This is a genomic window from Pseudomonas pohangensis (assembly GCF_900105995.1).
GTDB lineage: Bacteria > Pseudomonadota > Gammaproteobacteria > Pseudomonadales > Pseudomonadaceae > Aquipseudomonas > Aquipseudomonas pohangensis.
The window spans coordinates 1,600,805-1,620,027 of the sequence record NZ_LT629785.1 but is presented as its reverse complement, the minus strand read 5'-3'; the positions used below and the strand labels follow the sequence as shown (position 1 = coordinate 1,620,027).

20 protein-coding genes are annotated in these 19,223 nt (G+C 59.1%); 9 read left to right on the top strand and 11 right to left on the bottom strand.

Translation table 11 applies throughout. The features are described from left to right. Positions 1–123 precede the first annotated feature (123 nt). Positions 124–459, top strand: coding sequence for a cupin domain-containing protein (locus BLT89_RS07555; protein WP_090193915.1), 336 nt, complete (start codon positions 124–126; stop codon positions 457–459). Positions 460–484: 25 nt separating this feature from the next. Here the strand turns inward: BLT89_RS07555 and BLT89_RS07550 are convergent, their stop codons facing one another. The 6 genes from BLT89_RS07550 to ytfE form a co-directional block, all read right to left on the bottom strand. Next, positions 485–925, bottom strand: a complete 441-nt coding sequence (locus BLT89_RS07550; RefSeq protein ID WP_090193913.1) for a hypothetical protein — start codon at positions 923–925, stop codon at positions 485–487. Between the two features lie 132 nt (positions 926–1,057). Continuing rightward, positions 1,058–2,446: an oxygen-independent coproporphyrinogen III oxidase gene (hemN, locus tag BLT89_RS07545; RefSeq protein ID WP_090193911.1), complete on the bottom strand. Its 1,389-nt coding sequence runs from the start codon at positions 2,444–2,446 to the stop codon at positions 1,058–1,060. Between the two features lie 212 nt (positions 2,447–2,658). Then, entirely contained in the window at positions 2,659–2,850 is a 192-nt protein-coding gene (locus BLT89_RS07540; RefSeq protein WP_090193909.1) for a DnrP protein, read from the bottom strand. Between the two features lie 9 nt (positions 2,851–2,859). Beyond that, on the bottom strand, positions 2,860–3,543 hold the full coding sequence (locus tag BLT89_RS07535) for a Crp/Fnr family transcriptional regulator (RefSeq protein ID WP_090193907.1): 684 nt from the start codon (positions 3,541–3,543) through the stop codon (positions 2,860–2,862). Between the two features lie 71 nt (positions 3,544–3,614). Beyond that, a complete protein-coding gene (locus BLT89_RS17985) occupies positions 3,615–3,743 on the bottom strand; it encodes a hypothetical protein (RefSeq protein WP_269457172.1) in 129 nt (42 codons plus the stop codon). After that, entirely contained in the window at positions 3,740–4,423 is a 684-nt protein-coding gene (gene ytfE / locus BLT89_RS07530; RefSeq protein ID WP_090193904.1) for an iron-sulfur cluster repair protein YtfE, read from the bottom strand. The genes BLT89_RS17985 and ytfE overlap by 4 nt, the downstream gene beginning before the upstream one ends. Positions 4,424–4,576: 153 nt before the next feature. Between ytfE and norR the strand changes: the two genes are divergently transcribed. The 3 genes from norR to BLT89_RS07510 all read left to right on the top strand — a co-directional run bounded on the left by norR (position 4,577) and on the right by BLT89_RS07510 (position 9,275). Further along, on the top strand, positions 4,577–6,106 hold the full coding sequence (norR, locus tag BLT89_RS07525; protein WP_090193903.1) for a nitric oxide reductase transcriptional regulator NorR: 1,530 nt from the start codon (positions 4,577–4,579) through the stop codon (positions 6,104–6,106). Positions 6,107–6,193: 87 nt separating this feature from the next. Continuing rightward, positions 6,194–7,528 carry an oxygen-independent coproporphyrinogen III oxidase gene (locus BLT89_RS07520; protein ID WP_090193901.1) on the top strand — a complete coding sequence of 445 codons (1,335 nt, stop codon included), beginning with the start codon at positions 6,194–6,196 and terminating at the stop codon, positions 7,526–7,528. Between the two features lie 700 nt (positions 7,529–8,228). Beyond that, positions 8,229–9,275 carry a tellurite resistance/C4-dicarboxylate transporter family protein gene (locus BLT89_RS07510; protein WP_090193900.1) on the top strand — a complete coding sequence of 349 codons (1,047 nt, stop codon included), beginning with the start codon at positions 8,229–8,231 and terminating at the stop codon, positions 9,273–9,275. An 89-nt stretch (positions 9,276–9,364) separates the two neighbouring features. On the opposite strand, the gene tpx is transcribed toward BLT89_RS07510, so the two are convergent. After that, positions 9,365–9,865, bottom strand: a complete 501-nt coding sequence (tpx, locus tag BLT89_RS07505; protein WP_090193898.1) for a thiol peroxidase — start codon at positions 9,863–9,865, stop codon at positions 9,365–9,367. A 285-nt stretch (positions 9,866–10,150) separates the two neighbouring features. On the opposite strand from tpx, the gene BLT89_RS07500 reads away from it, so the two are divergent. Beyond that, on the top strand, positions 10,151–10,762 hold the full coding sequence (locus BLT89_RS07500) for a 3'-5' exonuclease (protein WP_090193897.1): 612 nt from the start codon (positions 10,151–10,153) through the stop codon (positions 10,760–10,762). Between the two features lie 62 nt (positions 10,763–10,824). Here BLT89_RS07500 and BLT89_RS07495 read toward each other — a convergent pair whose 3' ends face one another. Beyond that, complete coding sequence (locus BLT89_RS07495) at positions 10,825–11,466, bottom strand: GNAT family N-acetyltransferase (protein ID WP_090193895.1); 642 nt, start codon at positions 11,464–11,466, stop codon at positions 10,825–10,827. Positions 11,467–11,630: 164 nt separating this feature from the next. On the opposite strand from BLT89_RS07495, the gene xthA reads away from it, so the two are divergent. Beyond that, the gene (xthA, locus tag BLT89_RS07490; RefSeq protein WP_090193893.1) at positions 11,631–12,443 is read left to right on the top strand and encodes an exodeoxyribonuclease III; all 813 of its coding nucleotides are present in this window, start codon (positions 11,631–11,633) and stop codon (positions 12,441–12,443) included. A gap of 138 nt (positions 12,444–12,581) precedes the next feature. Here xthA and BLT89_RS07485 read toward each other — a convergent pair whose 3' ends face one another. After that, positions 12,582–12,917, bottom strand: coding sequence for a hypothetical protein (locus tag BLT89_RS07485; protein WP_090193892.1), 336 nt, complete (start codon positions 12,915–12,917; stop codon positions 12,582–12,584). Positions 12,918–13,123: 206 nt separating this feature from the next. Here BLT89_RS07485 and BLT89_RS07480 point away from each other — a divergent pair, with 206 nt between their 5' ends. Then, positions 13,124–13,522 (top strand): MarR family winged helix-turn-helix transcriptional regulator, encoded by a 399-nt coding sequence (locus BLT89_RS07480; protein WP_090193890.1) that lies wholly within the window; start codon positions 13,124–13,126, stop codon positions 13,520–13,522. Between the two features lie 108 nt (positions 13,523–13,630). Here the strand turns inward: BLT89_RS07480 and BLT89_RS07475 are convergent, their stop codons facing one another. After that, positions 13,631–14,857, bottom strand: coding sequence for an acyl-CoA dehydrogenase (locus tag BLT89_RS07475; protein ID WP_090193889.1), 1,227 nt, complete (start codon positions 14,855–14,857; stop codon positions 13,631–13,633). Between the two features lie 150 nt (positions 14,858–15,007). Here BLT89_RS07475 and BLT89_RS07470 point away from each other — a divergent pair, with 150 nt between their 5' ends. Together BLT89_RS07470 and BLT89_RS07465 are read left to right on the top strand one after the other, a co-directional pair. Beyond that, positions 15,008–15,919 (top strand): LysR family transcriptional regulator, encoded by a 912-nt coding sequence (locus BLT89_RS07470; RefSeq protein ID WP_090193888.1) that lies wholly within the window; start codon positions 15,008–15,010, stop codon positions 15,917–15,919. Beyond that, a complete protein-coding gene (locus BLT89_RS07465; RefSeq protein WP_090193886.1) occupies positions 15,916–18,033 on the top strand; it encodes a TonB-dependent receptor family protein in 2,118 nt (705 codons plus the stop codon). Before BLT89_RS07470 ends, BLT89_RS07465 begins: the two co-directional genes overlap by 4 nt. Before the next feature lie 3 nt (positions 18,034–18,036). Here BLT89_RS07465 and BLT89_RS07460 read toward each other — a convergent pair whose 3' ends face one another. Continuing rightward, positions 18,037–19,164, bottom strand: a complete 1,128-nt coding sequence (locus tag BLT89_RS07460; RefSeq protein ID WP_090193885.1) for an acyl-CoA dehydrogenase family protein — start codon at positions 19,162–19,164, stop codon at positions 18,037–18,039. Positions 19,165–19,223: the final 59 nt, after the last annotated feature.

Below are 19,223 nucleotides of genomic sequence, written 5' to 3'. Positions count from 1 at the left end.
ACCTTGGCGCAACGGCGTACAGGCAAGCCGCTTGCCTGCCCGGCAGGCTGTACAAGCAGGCTTTGAACATTGCCGCTTGTCTGGGGTATGGTCGAGTAACTGCTCACTATGGAGACCTGACTCATGGCCTTGAAACACGCGGCATCCGGGGAAGTGCTCCAGCTGCTGCCGGCTACGCCAGCCACCGCGCTGATCTCCCAGGCCCTGGTCTGCGCCCCGCGCCTTGAAGTCATGCGTCTGGTTCTGGAGGCTGGCAAGCTGATCCCCGGGCACGCCGTTGCCGGGCCACTGACCATTCAATGCCTCACAGGTTGTGTCGAGGTGCAGACCGCAGGCGTGTGGCAAAACCTGCAGGAACAGCAGCTGATATACATTGCCGAAGGCGTCGAGCACGCCCTGCAAGCCCGCGATGGCGCAATCGTGCTGGTCACTCTGGTGCGACTGCCGCATAGCGGCTGATACAGCGCCAATCCAGCGTGCCGGGCTACCAGTGGGCGTAGAACATGGCCTTGGCCAGCACCACGATCGCCAGCATCTGTGCCAGCACTGCCCAGTGCAGTTTGCGATACAGCGCCGGGGTCATGCGGCCGCTGCGCAGCAACAGGGCCAGTGCGCCGTAGCTGACAAACACAGCCAGCGCCAGAGCGATCTTCAGCGTCAACAGGGTGGCGAAACTGCTGGAAAACGGCGCACCCAGCGCTTGCCGGTATTGCCAGGCCAGCCCCAGCCCGGCGCCATACAGCAGCACTACCACCCAGTGCAGCACCGTGCGGATACGCGCACTCAGCGCGATATCCAGGTCAGGCAAGGCAGCAGGTTCGACCTGCGTCCTGACTTTGGCCAGAATCACCAGCTGGAAAAACACCACGCCGATAAAGGCGATCGCCGCCAGCAGATGCAACACATGTAACAGGGCATACCACACTGCAATTTCTCCTGTTCAGCCGCTAGAGCGCACTGGGCGGGCGTAGGGCGAGCATAGGGTGGGCTTCAGCCCACCAGCGGCAATTACCATGGCCTAAAGCACATCCTGCGTTACCACACACCCGCCAAGGCATCACACCGTGCGCGAAAAATTGCCTTTCTGACTGTCGCCCAGATAGGCATCAAAGGCCATCGCCACACTGCGCAGCATCAGCCAGCCCTGCGGCAGCAGCTGCAGGGCAGCGTCTTCGATCTGCACCAGCTGATCCGCCACGTGTTCATCCAGACTGGCCAGCGCATCGGCGAAGTAGTCCCTGAAACTGATGCCATGGCGCGCCTCGATGCGCGCGAAATCAATCCGTCCGTGGCACATCAGATCACTGATCACCTCACGCCGCAGGCGGTCATCGGCATTCAGGCCATAGCCACGATGCACCGGCAGCAGGCCCTGATCGATCCGTGCGTAGTACTGCGAGAGTTCCTTGACGCTCTGGCTGTAGCTGTCGCCAACCTTGCCGATGGACGACACGCCAAGCCCGATCAGATCGCAATCGGCGTGGGTCGAGTAGCCCTGGAAATTGCGCTGCAGGGTGCCGTTGGCGCGCGCCAGAGCCAGCTCATCGTCCGGCAGGGCGAAGTGATCCATGCCGATATACACGTAGCCGGCGGCAGTCAGGCGTTCGATGGTCAGCTCCAGCAGTTCCATCTTGCGTTCCGGTGGCGGCATGTCCTCGCGGCGGATCAGCCGCTGGGCACGTACCAGCGAGGGCAGGTGGGCATAACTGTAGGCAGCGATACGGTCCGGGCGCAGGGCGATGATCTTGCCCAGCGTAGTGTCGAAACTGGCCACGGTCTGCAGTGGCAGGCCGTAGATCAGGTCCACCGACACCGACTTGAAGCGCGCTTCGCGGGCCGCTGCCAGCAGATCGTAGATCTGCTGTTCGCTCTGCAGCCGGTTGACCGCCGCCTGCACCTTTTCGTCAAAATCCTGCACGCCGAAACTCAGGCGATTGAAGCCCTGGGCGCGCAGCTCGGCGATGCGCTCGCGGCTGATGGTGCGCGGATCGACCTCGATGGAAAACTCATGCTCATCGCTGTCATCCAGATTGAACGCCTGATGCAGACAGTCCATCAGTTCGCCCAGTTGCGCGCTGCTCAGATAGGTCGGCGTGCCACCGCCAAAATGCAGCTGGGTCAATTTACGGGTCGGATCAAACAGCGCTGCCTGCATGGCGATCTCGCGCTTCAGGTAGTCGAGGTACTCGACCGCGCGATGGGTCTTCTGGGTGATGATCTTGTTGCAGGCGCAGTAATAACAGAGGCTCTTGCAGAACGGGATGTGGATATACAGCGACAAGTCCTTGGGCGTGGCCAGCTGATTGCTGGCCCGTGCGGCGCTACGGTAATCGTCCTCGGCAAACGCCGAATGGAACTGTGGCGCGGTCGGGTAAGAGGTGTAGCGCGGGCCCGGCCGGTCGTATTTCTCGACCAGAGCACGATTGAAATACAGGGGCTGCGCCATTGGAATCACCTCGAAACATCAAAACAGAACAGGGCGCTGCAGTGGCCGTAAGCGGCCTTGCACGCGGGGCGGCAATATACCCTTGCTGCGCCTGCCTCGCGACTCGCGAGTACCCACTTTGCGGAAATCAGCAGCGCTCACCAGGGAAGAGGGTAGTCCTGCCGGAACAAAGCCTGACCCACTCCTTGCCTGTGCAATGGGCCCGACAGTGCTCAGGACAATGCACGCGGCAGCCAGATTGACATGACCAGGCAAAACACCGTCAGGGCGGCACAGAACCAGATGAAGCGGCGTTCGCGCCGCTCTGCGGCAAACTGGCTCCGGCTGGGCAGGAGCATGCCGCAGTTGTGGCAGTCAGCGGCATTGTCCGGGTTGTCACACTGGCAATACAGGCAGTTAGTCATGACGAGTCCTCACTCGAACTGTTCCAGTCGAAAACGGTTGAGAATGTTGATCTGACGACCGCTCTGGCTGATCACCTGCTCGTCCGCCAGACGGCGGATGACCCGCGAGAAGGTCTCGGGCTGGATCGACAGATGGCCGGCGATCAACTGTTTGGCCATCGGCAGATTGAAACTGGTGACGCTCTCCTGACACTGGCCCAGCTGATTGAGCAGGTAGCGCACCACGCGGTGGGTGGCATTTTTCAGGGACAGGGTTTCGATCTCGTTCAGGCGCTGCTGCATGCGCCCGGAGAGGCGTCCAAGCAGGGCGAAGGCCAGACGGTTGTTGTTTTGCAACAGGTGCAGGTACACGTTGCTGGGCAGGCGGTACAGCTGGGTTGGTTCGAGTGCTTCGGCACAGGCACTGTAGTCCGCCGAGTCCGTCAGCAACATGGCTTCGGCCACGGTCTGGCGCGCGTTGATGACGTCAAAGACTTTTTCCTGGCCATCGGCAGCCAGGCGGTAAACCTTCACCGAGCCACTGATAATGAAATAGAACGAACTGGCGGGCTCGCCCTGCAGAAACAGCGGCGCGCCCTTGTCGATATTGAGCAGCTGACTGTTGCCCATCAGCTCTTCCATCTGCTCTTCGCTCAAGGGCTCGAAGAGGTGATGGCTGCGAAGTATCTGTTGATGTATGCGGTGCAGCACCATAACTGTCATCCTTAATCGGTGGTGTCGTTCGTGCCGGCAAGCGGCTCGAATCTCTTGCTGCCAGGTGCGGGCTAACGGACCATGTCCAGCGCAAAGTGACTGGCGCAGGCCAAAGTCGAAGCCATCAGCAGGAACCACAGCAGTGGCTGCAGAACCTGGCTCATGGGGCTGTTGCCCAGCGGCTTTGCTGTAGCGCTCATAGCGATTGTCTGGTCGGGTTGAGGGCGTTGCTGAACAGCACGTTGTTCTCCAGATGAATGTGCTGCATCAGATCGCGGACGAATTCGTCGAGGCCGCTATACAGGGCGCGCCAGGTATTGCAGGCATTCGCCGGTGGGGTGATTTGCTGTGTCAGTTCGAACAAGCGCTGCAAGGCGGCGCCGTGCTGCTCGTGTTCCATGCGCATTACCGAGATCGGTGCCGTGGCCTGCAGGCCCATGCCGTCGAGCAATGCCGGGAACAGAATGTGCTCCTCCTTGAGCATGTGGCTTTCCAGTTCCTGCTGCATGTAGCGCAGCAGGTCGGTGAGACCGGCGGGGCAATCATCGCGGTCGCCATGCACCTGCTCCACGCGCTGCGCCAGTCGGATCAGCTCGGGCAGCTGCAGGCGATGACGGGCGTGATAACGCTCGAGGATATGGCTGATCAGTTCGGCATCCGGCGCAGTGCGCCAATCCACCGCTTCAGCTTTGAGCGCGCCCAGTGCTTGCAACTCGTCGGCGATGGCTTCAGCGTCGATGCCGCGGCGCGCGGCAGCCTCGCTCAGACTCAACTGGCCGCCACAACAGAAGTCGAGCTTGTGCGCATGAAAAATGCGTGTAGCGCCGGGTAGCTCGCAGGCGATGTTGCCGAGTGTCTGCTGCAACAGGTTGTGGTTCATGACAGTTTCCTTGGCTGGTAAGAGGCTTTGCTGTCATGTTTTGCAGTTTGCATGCCAAATATAACATGCTGATATTTAACGGATTATTTTTATGCATGGTTTTAATTACCCGGGTTTGTTAGGGTAATTAAAACCATATGGGTATAAATAACCATGCTGGAAGAAAGCCTGCTTGCCGATTTGCTGGTCGATTTGCCGAATGCCGTACGCCTGCAGCGTCTGGTCAGCACCCTGCGTGAACGCTTCAACTGTGGCGCGGTGGGCCTGCTGCGTCTGGACGGTGACAGTCTGCGTCCGGTGGCAGCTGAAGGGCTGGTGCATGAAGCGCTGGGCCGGCGTTTTGTGATTGCCCAGCATCCGCGTCTGGCGGCGATCATGGCGAGTCGTGAACCAACCTGGTTTGAACCTGATAGTCGTTTGTCCGACCCCTATGACGGGCTGCTCGACAATCACGTCGGCGAGCCGTTGCCGGTGCATGACTGCATGGGCATGAGCCTGTATGTCGAGGGGCAACTGTGGGGTGCGCTGACGCTGGATGCGCTGCACCCGGGCACCTTCGACAGCGGCACACGGCGCGACCTGCAGCGTTACAGCCTGCTCATTGAGGCAGCGGTGCGGGTAACCCGCCTGGAACAGGAAACCCGGGGCCTGCGTCTGTCGCGCAGCGAGGGGCAAATCCCCCAGCAGCTAACCGGTGAAGGCGAGATCATCGGCCAGAGTACGGCTATCCGTGACTTGTTGACAGAACTGGAAGTGGTCGCGGTATCCGAACTGCCGGTGTTGCTGCTGGGCGAAACCGGGGTAGGCAAGGAGCTGTTTGCACGGCGCCTTCATGCATTGTCCAGGCGCAGCAATAAGCCGCTGATTCAGGTCAACTGCGCCGCGTTGCCTGAATCGCTGGCCGAGAGTGAGCTGTTTGGCCACGTCAAGGGCGCCTTTTCCGGCGCAGCCAGCGACCGTCCCGGGCGTTTCGATGCGGCCAATGGCGGCACGCTGCTGCTTGATGAAGTCGGTGAACTGCCGCTGAGCGTGCAGGCCAAGCTGCTGCGTGTGCTGCAGAACGGCGAGATCCAGCGGCTGGGTGCCGACAAGCCGTTGCATGTCGATGTGCGCATCATCGCGGCGACCAACCGGCACCTGCCGGACAGTATCCGTGACGGCCATTTCCGCGCCGATCTGTACCACCGCTTGTCAGTCTACCCGGTGCCGATTCCGCCGCTGCGTGAGCGCGAGCAGGATGTACTGATGCTTGCCGGGCATTTTCTCGAGCTCAATCGCGCGCGTCTCGGCCTGCGCAGCATGCGTCTGTCACCGGCTGCGGAGCGCGCCATGCTTGCGTATGCCTGGCCGGGCAATGTGCGCGAACTGGAACACGTGATCAGTCGCGCGGCGGTCAAGTTGCTCAGCCGCGGGGCCAGTCGCACGCAAATTCTTACTCTAGAGCCGGAGCTGCTGGATCTGGATAGCTCGGTTGAACAGCCTGCGGCCATCACACCGACACCAGTGCACGAAACGGCGCAGACAGGTGTCCGGGCATTGCGCGAGAGTGTCGAGAATTGCCAGCGGCAGAGTATCCAGCAGGCTCTGGAAGCCTTTGCCGGCAACTGGGCCAGCGCCGCACGGGCCCTGGATCTGGACCCCAGCAATCTGCATAAACTGGCGCGCCGGCTGGGTTTGAAGTAGCTGATGCACTCGGGGTTGACTCAGGTCAAGTACCCTTAACGCCGTTCGCAGTGACACTGCAGGCTAGCGAAGCGCCGGGAGAGCGTTATGTCTGCAGATATCCAGTGGAACCGACAACTGATCAAGCGCTACGGGCATGCGGCGGCCACCTGTAGCGGTTACCCGTCGGTCAGCCAGTTCCAGCAGGGTTTTGCCGCGCTTGATCTGCTGCGCCAATTGCGCAATGGCCACCGTCCGCTGCAATTGGCGGTCAGTTTGCCGCCTGAACAGAGCGCTGCCAGCGACAGCTATCTTGATTGCCTGGCGCGTGAAGCGGACCTGCTCAGCTGCCATCTGGCACATGACCAGCCGGTGCAGCGACTGCATCTTGCTGCTGGTGCAATCGAAGCCGGGCAACTGCAGAGGTTGCTGACTCATTTGCGCCGACGTTTCAATATTCCAGCCAATCCACTGGGCGCCGACAGCGCCGAGGTAGATCCGGCGCAGGCCGATTGGGCCAGCATGGGCATGCTGCGCGAGCTGGGCTTCAACCACATCAGTATCGGCGTACCGGACGCTTGCCCGCCAGCTCCCGGCGTGGTGGTGAATTTCCGTGATCCGCGCAGGACCCGCTGGCTGATTGAAGCGGCGCGGGCCTTGCATTTTTCTTCGGTGAATATTGATCTCGGCTATGGCCGTGCCTGGCAAAGCCTGGCCAGTTTCAGGAACAAGGTGGCGGCAATTGTCGAGCTGCAACCGGAGCGGATCCTGCTCTTCGATTACGCGCACCCGCCGCAGCGTTACCGGGTGGTCCAGCGCTCGGCTAGCTTCCAGATAGCTGCCGTAGCCGACAAGCTGGCCATGCATCAGCACGCGGTCGAACAGTTGGATGCGGCCGGTTATTGCTACCTCGGTCTGGGTCAGTTTGTCCTGGAAGATGATCCGTTGCTCAGCGCCCGCGAGGAGGGCACCCTGCGGCACAGCCTGCTGGGCTACCACTGTCAGCCGGCAGCCGATCTGCTTGGTCTCGGTATGGCAGCCGTCAGCCACATCGGCGCGCTGCAGTTGCAGAACCGGCGGGATGCAACGAGCTATCAGGAACAGCTGAAGATCGGCCAACTGGCGGCTTTTCATGGTCGCCACTGCGCTGCGCCAGAACAGCTGCAACACATTTTCACTGAAGCCTTGCTGTGTAATTTTCATGTTGATCTGCAGGCCCTTGCCGCACGTTTTGGCCCGTTGTTCAGCGACTTCCTTGCCGCGCGCCTGCCGGTACTGGAACAGATGGCCGACGATGGGTTGCTGGAACTGGATAGCCACGCCTTGAGCATCCTGCCTGCAGGTCGGTTGCTGGTCGGCGCTGTGTGCAAGGCGCTGGAGCAGGGAAGGGCTGAACCGCAGGTCATGGGCAGGCGGCTGCGCAATTTGGCGGCCGTGCGTTGAATGGCGAAATCAGCTGCGTTATTCAGTGCACAGAACCAGGTGGACTTATCCAGCAGTTCCTGACGGATTTTTCCGATAGCGGCCATGGGATTCAGGCCCTTTGGGCAAACCCAGACGTAATTGCCGATGCTGCGGCAGCGAAACAGACTGAAGGGATCTTCCAGCCGTGCCAGCCGCTCGGCATCGGCCTGGTCGCGGCCGCCGATCCTGTTCAGGGTGATAGCGATAGATCTGGACTTCAATTGCCACCGGATGGATAAGCCTCCGTGTCTTCGACGAGCAGACACTGCAATCATTCAAACAATTGGCGAACGACAGTTACGCAGCATGCAGGCAAGCACAGCCATGTTCAGCATAGGTATGGCGCGGCCATTGGCCAAACCAGAGCCGGGCATGGGTGCGCCGATCTTGTCCAGGCGAGGGTTTAAGCCAGAGGTGCGACTACTGATCCGTATACGTAATTTAACATAATATACATTATGCGAACTGTCGTATATTTGTCTCAGGGTCAAGTCTGGCTGGAATTGCTGATGTGGCGCTCGGATTGGCTACGATATCAAAGCCTGTCCCGCAGTTGCTCATGTTCAACCCCTGGTTAACGCTTGCCCGATAGCTGCAAAGAAAACACCGCAGCCAGCACGGCATTAGCTTTAGAATCCTGCTGGCCAAGCCATAAAAACAAGAATTGGAAATTACACTCATGCCCACGCAGCCTTCATTGCAGTCACTGCATCCCGGCAACTTTGCACTGGTAATGTCTACGGGCATCATTTCAATCGGTCTGAGTGCTCTGCATTTCGATTTACTGGCAAAAGTATTTCAGTTCATCGCACTGGCTGCATGGTGCATTCTGATCCTGCTGAGTTGCCTTCGCGCAAGCCTGTATAGCCGCTCTGTGCTGATCGACCTGCTTAATCCGCGCATGGTCTTCTCGTACTTCACGCTGGTGGCCGCGACCAATATCGTCGGCCTGTTGCTGCACGCCGCAGGTCACCCGCAACTGGCGATTGCCTGCTGGATACTGGCCTTTACTGCCTGGTGCGCACTGCTGTATCTGGCTTTCAGCGTGCTGACGTTCCTCAGTCATGAGAACAACGTCAATATCATGCATGGCGGCTGGCTGATCACCATTGTGGGCACGCAATCACTGGTGCTGCTCGGTGCGCGCATTGCTCCGGATCTTGGCCAATACGCGCCCTACATGATGGTTGAAGTGCACATGTTGTGGGGCCTCGGGCTGGCCTTTTACGGGATTTTCGTCACGCTGTTCTGCTACCGGATTTTCTTTCTGGCGCTGAAACCGAACGACATTACGCCATTGCTCTGGGTGGTAATGGGTGCTGCGGCCATCAGCGCCAATGCAGGCACCAGCTTGCTGATTGAAGATGCACATCTGCCTTTTCTCAATGCGCAAAAACCCTTTATCGATGGCATCACGTTGATGATCTGGTCCTGGGCCACCTGGTGGATTCCGTTGCTGTTCCTGTTCGGCATCTGGAAGCACCTGATCAGCAAACTGCCTTTTCGCTATGAGCCATCCATGTGGAGTCTGGTCTTCCCGCTAGGCATGTATACGGTGGCCAGCGAACGTCTGGGACTGGCTGCCGACTTCCCTCCTCTGCACTGGATTTCCCAGCTCATCATCTGGATTGCCGTGAGTGTCTGGTTGCTGGCGTTTTCGGGCTTGCTGCGGCGCTTGTGGGCCTGGTGGCTCACGCGCATGTCGGGTAGCCAGACTGATGCCTGAACAGGCCTGGCTGATTTGCTGCAAAAACGGCAGTTATTGCTGCTGAAAACGGTCTGCCAAGGCAGACCGCATGCAGCAACCCTGGCAACCTATTGCAGCGCGGAAATCACTGCAGCGTAATCCGGCTCGTCACCGATTTCCTTGACCAGTTCGCTGTGCAATACCTTGTCGTTTTCATCCAGAACCACCACGGCGCGAGCCGCTACGCCAACCAGCGGGCCGTTGCTGATCGCCACGCCGTAATCCTTGAGGAAAGACTGGCCGCGCATGGTGGACAGATTGACCACATTGTCGATCCCTTCCGCACCGCAGAAGCGTTTCTGTGCAAATGGCAGGTCGACTGAAATACACAAGACCACGGTATTGGCCATCTGGCTGGCCTCGCCGTTGAACTTGCGCACAGACATGGCGCAGGTGGGCGTATCTACGCTGGGAAAGATGTTGAGAACTTTGCGCTTGCCGGCAAAATTGCCCAGCGTGACATCGGCCAGATCACCGTTGACCAGGCTGAAAGCCGGCGCCTGCTGTCCTTTTGCGGGAAGTTCACCGGCAACATTGATAGGATTTCCGTGCAAAGTAACCTGGGACATGTTTGCTGCTCCTGATGAGTGTTAAGAGTGAAATTTAAGCACGCCCTGCCGCTTTCGTCCGCTTGTTAATGTGAGTCAATGTGTTGGCCGGGCGGCGATCCAGATAAATATCAATAAATCCTTTGATTACATATGGTTGCATAATAAAGCTGATAATCAACTTTGATATTTGATTCAAGCGGGCCACTTCTCGTATGAAACATTAATTTATAACTATACCTAATTGATATTAAACTAGTTTATTAATATTGCAGCGTTTTTCAGCGCTGTACAGGACACCTCTCCATGGAACCTATCGCCGTCATCGATTTCGAAACCACCGGCATGTCGCCCGGGCAAAACTGCCGGGCAACCGAGATTGCCGCAGTGATTGTCCAGGATGGCCGGATCGTTGCCCGCTATCAAAGCCTGATGAACAGCGGTGCCTGGGTGCCGCCATTCATAGAAAACCTGACCGGGATCAGTAATGCGATGCTGCGTTCCGCACCCTCTTCCACCCAGGTCATGGGCGAGGTGGCCGATTTTGTCGGCTCGTTGCCTCTCGTGGCGCACAACGCTGCGTTTGACCAGAAGTTCTGGGACAGCGAACTGGCGCTGATTCAGCGGGCGCGCCGGCAGAATTTTGCCTGCTCAATGTTGCTGGCCCGGCGTCTGCTGCCACAGGCGCCGAACCACAAGCTCGGTACGCTCAATAGCTGGGCCGGATTGCCGCACACCGGCAAGGCCCACCGGGCCATGGCCGATACCGAGATGGCGGCCAATCTGACCCTTTATCTGAGCCGCTTGTTGCGTGAGCAACACGGCATACGCGAGGTCTCGCATGATTTTCTCTGTACCCTGCAGAAGGTGCCGGCGGCAAAGATCATGCAGGCGCTGAGCGCTGCCCGGGGCTATTGAGCGTGCTGGAGAAATGAAAAAGTCGCACTGCGCTGCTGTCAGTGCGACTTTGCCTTGACGATTCAGGCGCTGGCTTTCAGCGTCTGCTGCGGGTTGGCGTGATAGAACACGTGTTCGGTGATCGGCCCGACAGCAACCTCGCCCACTTCTTCATAGCCCTGGCGCTTGTAGAAATCGAGATAGCGATTATTCCCGGTATCCAGTACCAGACCCTGCGAGTTGGGGTCTTCGGCACACCAGTCATGCAGTGCTCCGAGCAGTTGCTCGCCCAGACCCTTGCCCTGAAACTCCGGGTGAACGCCTAACAGCGGCAGCACGTGAAAACGGCCAGGTGGCAGGCTGCTGATGATGGCTTCATGGTAATCAAGATAGCGTCTGGTGCAGCGGAAGCCGGTGGTCAGCACCATGCGCAAACGCCAGTTCCAGCTCTCGGTGATATCCAGCCTGCGCTGTGGCTGTGCAATCAGCGCAATGCCGACCAGCCGATCATCAATCAGCAGACCGATTGCCGGTTGTTCCTGGGAAAAATGCTGCTGAACCAGTTCACGAATCGTGGCGCGGATGCGCTGATCGTAGCCGGCACGATTGGCTTCAAACAGATAGGCGAAAGTCGGTTCGTGACGGTATGCGTGATACAGCAGCGAGCGCGCCTCACGGGCGTATCCACTATCAAGGATGCGAATTTCCGGTGTAGATAACGGCATGCACAAAGACCTCTTGATTTTGTTCGAGTCTGTGTCTGGCCTTGCTAACCCGCTACTTAATGCAAAGCCCGGATTCAAGGTATCACTAGCCTGCCAGCCCTGCCACTACTGGCTGAACAAGCCATTTATCCGCTAGCATGTTTTTTTCTTCCGGAAGCCAGGCAATGAAGATCGTTTCCTTCAATATCAACGGGCTGCGCGCACGCCCTCATCAATTGTCTGCGCTGATCGACAAACACCAGCCCGATGTCATCGGACTGCAAGAGATCAAGGTTGCCGACGAACAGTTCCCTGAAGCAGATATTCGCCAGCTTGGTTATCACGTGCACTACCACGGCCAGAAGGGTCATTACGGCGTCGCCCTGCTCTCCCGTGAAGCACCGCTGGAAATCCACAAGGGCTTTCCGGGTGATGCTGAAGATGCCCAGCGCCGTTTTATCTGGGGTACTTTCAATGATTGCCATGGCAATCCCGTCACCGTGATGAACGGCTATTTTCCGCAAGGTGAAAGTCGCGATCACCCGCTCAAATTTCCCGCCAAGCAACGTTTTTATGCAGATCTGCAGCAGCTGCTGGAAAGCCGCTTTCAGCCCGAACACCGCTTGCTGGTGATGGGTGACATCAACATTTCACCCGAGGACTGCGATATCGGTATCGGCGAGGAAAACCGCAAGCGCTGGCTGAAGGCCGGCAAGTGCAGCTTCCTGCCGGAGGAGCGTGAGTGGCTGGCACGGCTCAAGGGCTGGGGGCTGGTTGATAGCTACCGGCAGCTCAATCCGCAGGTGAATGACTGTTTCAGCTGGTTCGATTACCGCAGCCGCGGTTTCGAGGACAACCCGCGCCGTGGCCTGCGTATCGATGTGATCCTGGCCTCCCTCGGCCTGCAGGATCGCCTGCAGGCGGCCGGAGTGGATTACGAACTGCGCGGGATGGAAAAGCCTTCCGACCATGCGCCGATCTGGCTGCAACTGGATTGAGCGATGCGCTCTGCCCGCTCGCAGGATCGGGCAGAGCAGTTTTGTCAGTTCCACACACCCTTCAGGCGCAGACAGCAGCCGCGCTTGAGATCCCGATTGGCCGAAGATATGCAGGCCTGTTTGGTCGCGTCACCTGTTTCAGAAGGGCCGCTCTATCACGCCCAGATGCCCAAGGAACAGGAAAGCGGATACCAGCACCGCATTGAGCGCCCAGGCGACCGTCAGATAGCGCGCGAGCTGGCCATATATCTCTGTGCCTACATTACCGGCGTTCACCCAGACAGAACGCATTATCCATGCCGTATATATAACGAATCCCGCCAGCAACAGGCCCAATAGCGGTGTTTCCAGTACGTTGTAGTAATACAGAATCGCGCCGAAAAAGACTTGGCTAACCAGCACGCCGTAGATCCAGAACACGATCCATAGTGGTTGGTCACCGACTGCATCCGGGGAAAGAAACTTCGTAGTCATATTGCTACTCCCTCATAACATGCCTGCCAGGTTGACTCCTTAACTGCTGTGCCGATATGCAAATCCGCAGCAAGTCCCTATTGTTCGGAACAGTGAGGCAGGAAACCACGCGCTCCGTACCGCTCGGTTGGTTGTCGCCTTTTGTATCGTGACACGATATATGTTTCGCATAATTTCCCGCATTGATCAACAAGGAATTCAACAGATTGGACAAGCAGGATTACCAGCGCCTTGCGCACTTTAGACAGCGCTTGCGCCGCTTCATGCGCAACAGTGAATTGTTGTGCAAGGCGAATGGAATAACGGCACTGCAATACCAGATGTTATTGCAGCTGCGTGGAGCCTGCGAAAGGGATTGGGCTACCGTCGGCGAGCTTGCAGAGCACCTGCAATCCAAGCATCACAGCGTGGTTGCGCTTGTTGATCGTTGCGAGGCAGCGGGTATGGTCGAGCGCAAACCCAGCCGGGAAGATCGACGCCAGGTAGAAATACACCTGTTGCCTTATGGCCTGGAGCTGGTGGCTCGTATCGCCGAGTTGCACAAGGAGGAAGTGAAAATGCTGCGTCAGGAGTTCAGCCTGCCCGGCTGGGAGCCATTGGACTGAAGCCGGAGAAGAGAAAGCTACAGCCCGGATACCGCAGCGGCTGATTATGCTTCCGGAGAGGCTGGACCCCGCACCACTGCACAGAGTCCAAGCGCTTGCTACTGACAGTTACTTGCTGCGTGGCATGTCGCGCGGCATGTACTTGCCGATCTCGTACTTGCCGATGGCCATGCGGTGTACCTCGTCCGGGCCATCGGCCAGGCGCAGGGTGCGTTGCATGGCATACATATAGGCCAGCGGGAAATCACCGGAAACCCCGGCACCACCGTGCATCTGGATGGCACGGTCGATGACCCGCAGTGCCACGTTGGGGGCAACCACCTTGATCTGGGCGATTTCACTGGCGGCCACCTTGTTGCCGACGGTATCCATCATGTAGGCGGCATTCAGGGTCAGCAGGCGCGCCTGGTTTATCTCCATGCGCGAGTCGGCAATGATGTCGATATTGCCACCCAGGCGGGCCAGCGGTTTGCCAAAGGCGGTACGGCTGATCGAGCGCTTGCACATCAGTTCAAGGGCGCGTTCGGCCATGCCGATAGAACGCATGCAGTGGTGAATCCGTCCCGGGCCAAGGCGACCCTGGGCAATTTCGAAGCCCCTGCCCTCGCCCAGCAATACGTTCTCGTACGGTACACGGACGTTCTCGAACTTGACCTCGGCGTGGCCGTGCGGCGCATCGTCGTAGCCGAACACCGGAAGCGGACGCACGATTTTCACGCCGGGCGCATCGGTCGGTACCAGGATCATCGAATGCTGCTGGTGCCGCGGCGCATCCGGGTTGGTCAGGCCCATGAAAATCATGATCTTGCAGCGCGGATCGCAGGCGCCGGAGGTCCACCACTTGGTGCCATTGATCACCCACTCATCGCCCTCGCGTACTGCGCGAGCCTGCATGTTGGTGGCGTCCGAGGAGGCTACGGCGGGCTCGGTCATGGCGAAGGCCGAGCGGATCTCGCCGCGCAGCAGAGGTTCCAGCCACTGCTTCTTCTGTGCCTCGTTGGCATAACGCACCAGCACTTCCATGTTGCCGGTATCCGGTGCCGAGCAGTTGAACGGCTCCGGGCCAAGCAGGGAGCGGCCCATGATCTCGGCCAGCGGTGCGTATTCCAGATTGGTCAGGCCGGCGCCCAGTTCCGACTCGGGCAGAAACAGGTTCCACAGACCTTCCGCCTTGGCCTTGGCCTTGAGTTCTTCCATGATTGCAGTCGGCTGCCAGCGGTCCCCGGTAGACACCTGCTGATCGAACACCGCTTCGGCAGCATACACATGGGTATCCATGAAGGCAGTGACGCGTTCGCGGAGTTGTTGAACCTTGGGGGAGTAGGCGAATTCCATGGCATTTGCTTCCGGTTGGCTTTAGATAAAGTGATGCTAGATCAGCAACGAGAATATGCCTAAACTATTTTCGAGCTGTATGAACATTCATAAGTTATATTCAAGTGCCATTGATTAGCATTGTTTTTTCAGCCACAGGAGCCCGTCAGGATGAATCTGAGCAAGGTTGATCTCAATCTGTTCATTGTTTTCGATGCGATCTACACCGAAGCCAACCTGACCCGTGCCGGGCAGATTGTCGGCATCACCCAGCCGGCAGTGTCCAACGCCCTCTCGCGCCTGCGTGAAACCTTCAATGACCCGCTGTTTCTGCGCACAGCCCAGGGCATGGTGCCCACGCCAATGGCGCAGAACATCATCGGCCCGGTGCGCAATGCCCTGCAGTTACTGCGGGTTTCCGTGCAGGAAAGCCGCGTCTTCTCGCCCAAGGAAGCGAACAAGACCTACCGCATCAGCATGACCGATCTCAGCGAAGAGATGCTGCTGCCAACCCTGTTCCAGCGGTTGCGCCGGCAGGCACCGGGTGTGCAGATCGAGAGCTTTCTGTCGCGGCGCCGCGAAACCACCAAGGAACTGGCCGCTGGCCGCCTGGATTTTGCCGTGGATGCACCGCTCAATACCGATACCCAGGTGCGCCATGTGAAGCTGTTCGATGACCGCTATGTATGTGTCATGCGTCCGGGGCACCCGCTGGCCAGGGACAAGATCAGTCTGGATGAGTACCTGTCGCTCAACCATATCCAGATATCCAGTCGCCGCAGCGGTCTGGGCTATATCGACCTGGCGTTGGGCAAGATGGGCTTGCAGCGCCGGATCGCCCTGCGCTCCCAGCATTACCTGATGGCAACCTCGGTGATACAGGAAACCGATATGGCCATCACCGTGACCAGCTCGTTTGCCCGCCAGCACAATCTGCACAGTGTCGAACTGCCGGTCAGCGGCATACCCACACTGGAATTGCATCTTTACTGGCACGAGAGCACCGATCAGGATCCGGCCAATCGCTGGATGCGCGAACAGATCATTGAAATAGCCCAGAAAGTAGGTAGCCAGCCGTCTTGAACAAATTGACTCCGCCCCAGTTCGCCGCCGCCCTGCTCGCCCTGCTGTTACCGGTCACGGCGCTGGCCGAGGACGATGCACAGCAGGAGCCGCTGGTGTTCGAGGCGCCGCCGCTGGTGATTACCGGCAGCCATTACAAGGCCAACAGTTTCAATCTGCCGTTTTCCGTGCAACGCATCGAGGCCGAACAGGCCACCGAAGCAAAGCCCAAGGTCAATATCTCCGAGGCGCTGGGCAGCGTTCCCGGCTTGGTGGTACAGAATCGCAACAATTACGCCCAGGACCTGCAGATTTCCTCGCGCGGTTTTGGCGCACGCTCGGCCTTCGGGATTCGCGGCATCAAGCTGATGGCTGACGGCATTCCGCTGTCCAACCCCGATGGTCAGGGCCAGGCAGCCACCTTCGATCTGGATACCCTGGATCATATCGAGGTATTGCGCGGCCCCTTCACCAACCTCTATGGCAGCAACTCGGGGGGCGTAATCCAGCTGTTTTCCCGCGACGGGGCTGGCGCGCCAAGCGTATCGGCGAATACCGCCATGTCAGCCTGGGATACCCAGCGCTATCAGGCCGGCGCCGAAGGTGGCAACGAGAGCGGCGGCTTTCTGCTCAACCAGTCGCAATTCAGCACCGATGGTTACCGCGAACACAGCAACGCCAGCATCGACAAGAGCTTTGCCAAGCTGACCCTGACGCCAGATATCGACACCCGGCTGGCGCTGATCTACACCCGGCTCAACCAGGATGACACCAAGGATCCGCAGGGGCTGACCTGGGACGAGTATGAGGAAAACCAGAACGCCGCCTCGCCCAATGCGGAGCTGTATGACACGCGCAAGACTGTCGACAACTCCAGCCTGTCGCTGAACTTCGAACGCGAATTTTCCGCCGGTACCTGGCAGAACACCCTGTACGGCGGTACCCGGCATGTCACCCAGTACCTGTCGATTCCCAAGTTCGTCCAGAGCAATCCGCTGTCATCCGGCGGCGTAATCGACTTTGACCGGAACTTCCAGGGCGCCAGCACGCGCTGGATACAACCCTTCGGCCTGTTCAGCGGCGAGCTGACGGTGACCAGCGGCCTGGAATACGACGCCTCCAGCGATGACCGCCAGGGTTACGAGAACTTTGTCGGCGACATGCTCGGTGTGAAAGGTGCCCTGCGCCGCTCCGAACAGGACGACGTGACCAGCCTGTCGCCCTTCAGCCAGCTGGTTTGGGAAAAGGATCGCCTGCAACTGCAGGGCGGCCTGCGCTACAACCACGTGGAGTTCCAGGTGGACGACAAGTACATCACCGGCAGCAACGGCGATGACAGCGGTCAGGTCACCTATGACGGCTACACGCCCAACCTGGGTGTCAGTTATTTGCTGACCCCGCAGCTGAGCATCTACAGCAGCTGGAGCCGCGGCTTCGAGACTCCCACGCTCAACGAATTGTTTTATTCCGGCCCGGATGGCCGTTTCGGATTCGACCTGGATGCCGCCACCAGCGAGCAGTACGAGGTCGGTCTGAAGACGCGCCTGGGCCGCAATACCAATCTGCAACTGGCACTGTTCCAGATCGACACCCAGGATGAACTGGTGGTCCTGGCCTCCGTCGGCGGCCGCACCAGTTACCAGAACGCTACGGAAACGGAACGTCAGGGCATCGAGTTGTCCCTCGACAGCCGCCTGACCGACAGCCTGACCAGCCGCTTCGCACTCACCGACATGAGCGCCATCTACAGTCAGGACTTTGTCAGCCGCGGCCAGACCGTCAAGTCCGGCCGGCATATCCCGAATATTCCGCAGCGCAGCCTGTTCGGTGAATTGACCTGGCAGCCGCTAAACGGTTTCAGCACCGGGCTGGAAGCGTTGTACCGCAGCAATCTGTATGTGGAAGACAGCAACACGGCCAAGACCGCACCCAGTTATGCGCTGGTCAACTGGCAGGCACGCGCCGAACAGCAGGTGAAGCAGTTGACGTTCAACCAGGTGCTGCGCGTCGACAACCTGTTTGACCGTGAATACATCGGCTCCATCGTGGTCGGTGACAGCAATGGCCGTTACTACGAACCCGGCCCGGAGCGCGCCTGGTATGTCGGCGCCGGGCTGGAATACCGCTTCGAGTAAAGATCACAGGTTGCGGGCAATCACCATGCGCTGCACATCGCTGGTGCCCTCGTAGATCTGGCACACCCGTACGTCGCGGTAGATGCGTTCCAGCGGAAAGTCCTTCAGGTAGCCGTAGCCACCCAGGGTCTGGATGGCTGCCGAGCAAACCCGTTCGGCCATTTCCGAGGCAAACAGCTTGGCCATCGAGGCTTCGGTCAGACAGGGCAAACCGGCTTCGCGCAACACGGCCGCATGCTGCACCAGGTGGCGGGCGGCGGCGATCTGGGTGGCCATGTCGGCCAGACGAAAGGCCACCGCCTGATGCTCGATGATCGGTTTGCCGAAGGTTTGCCGCTCGCGGGCATAGGCGCAAGCCGCCTCATGGGCTGCGCGGGCCATACCGACCGCCTGTGAAGCGATGCCGATGCGCCCGCCTTCCAGATTGCCCAGCGCAATCCGGTAGCCCTCGCCCTCTTCACCCAGACGCAGGCTGGCCGGGATACGCAGGTCATCGAACTGCAACTGGCAGGTGTCCGAGGCGTGCTGGCCGAGTTTTTCCTCGACCCGCACCACACTGAACCCCGGCGTGTCGGTGGGCACGATAAAGGCGCTGATGCCTTTCTTGCCGGCCTCTGGGTCGGTCATGGCAAACACGATGACCATCCCGGCATGGCTGCCCGAGGTAATGAACTGCTTGCTGCCATTGAGTATGTAGTCGTTACCGTCACGCCGGGCGCGGGTGCGCAAGTCACTGGCATCGGAACCGGCCTGGGGTTCGGTCAGGGCGAAGGCGCCGAGCATCTGTCCGGTCGCCAGCGGGCGCAGAAACTGTTCTTTTTGCAAGTTGCTGCCGTACTTGAGGATTGGCATGCAACCTACTGAATTATGGACACTCATAATGGTCGAGCAGGCGCCATCACCCGCTGCAACTTCCTCCAGCGCCATGGCGTAAGCCAGGTGTCCGGTCTGTGCGCCACCCCATTCTTCCGGCACCAGCATGCCGAGAAAGCCCAGTTCGGCCATCTCGCTCAAGGCTTCTTTGGGGAAACGATGCTCACGGTCCCAGTCGGCGGCAAAGGGCTTGAGCCGCTGCTCGGCAAACTGGCGGGCCATATCACGGATCTGCAGGTCTTCGGCGCTTGGCAACATCAGGACTCTCCACGGATTGACAGTAACGGCTTACAGGTTTACGTTAACGTAAAGGTAAG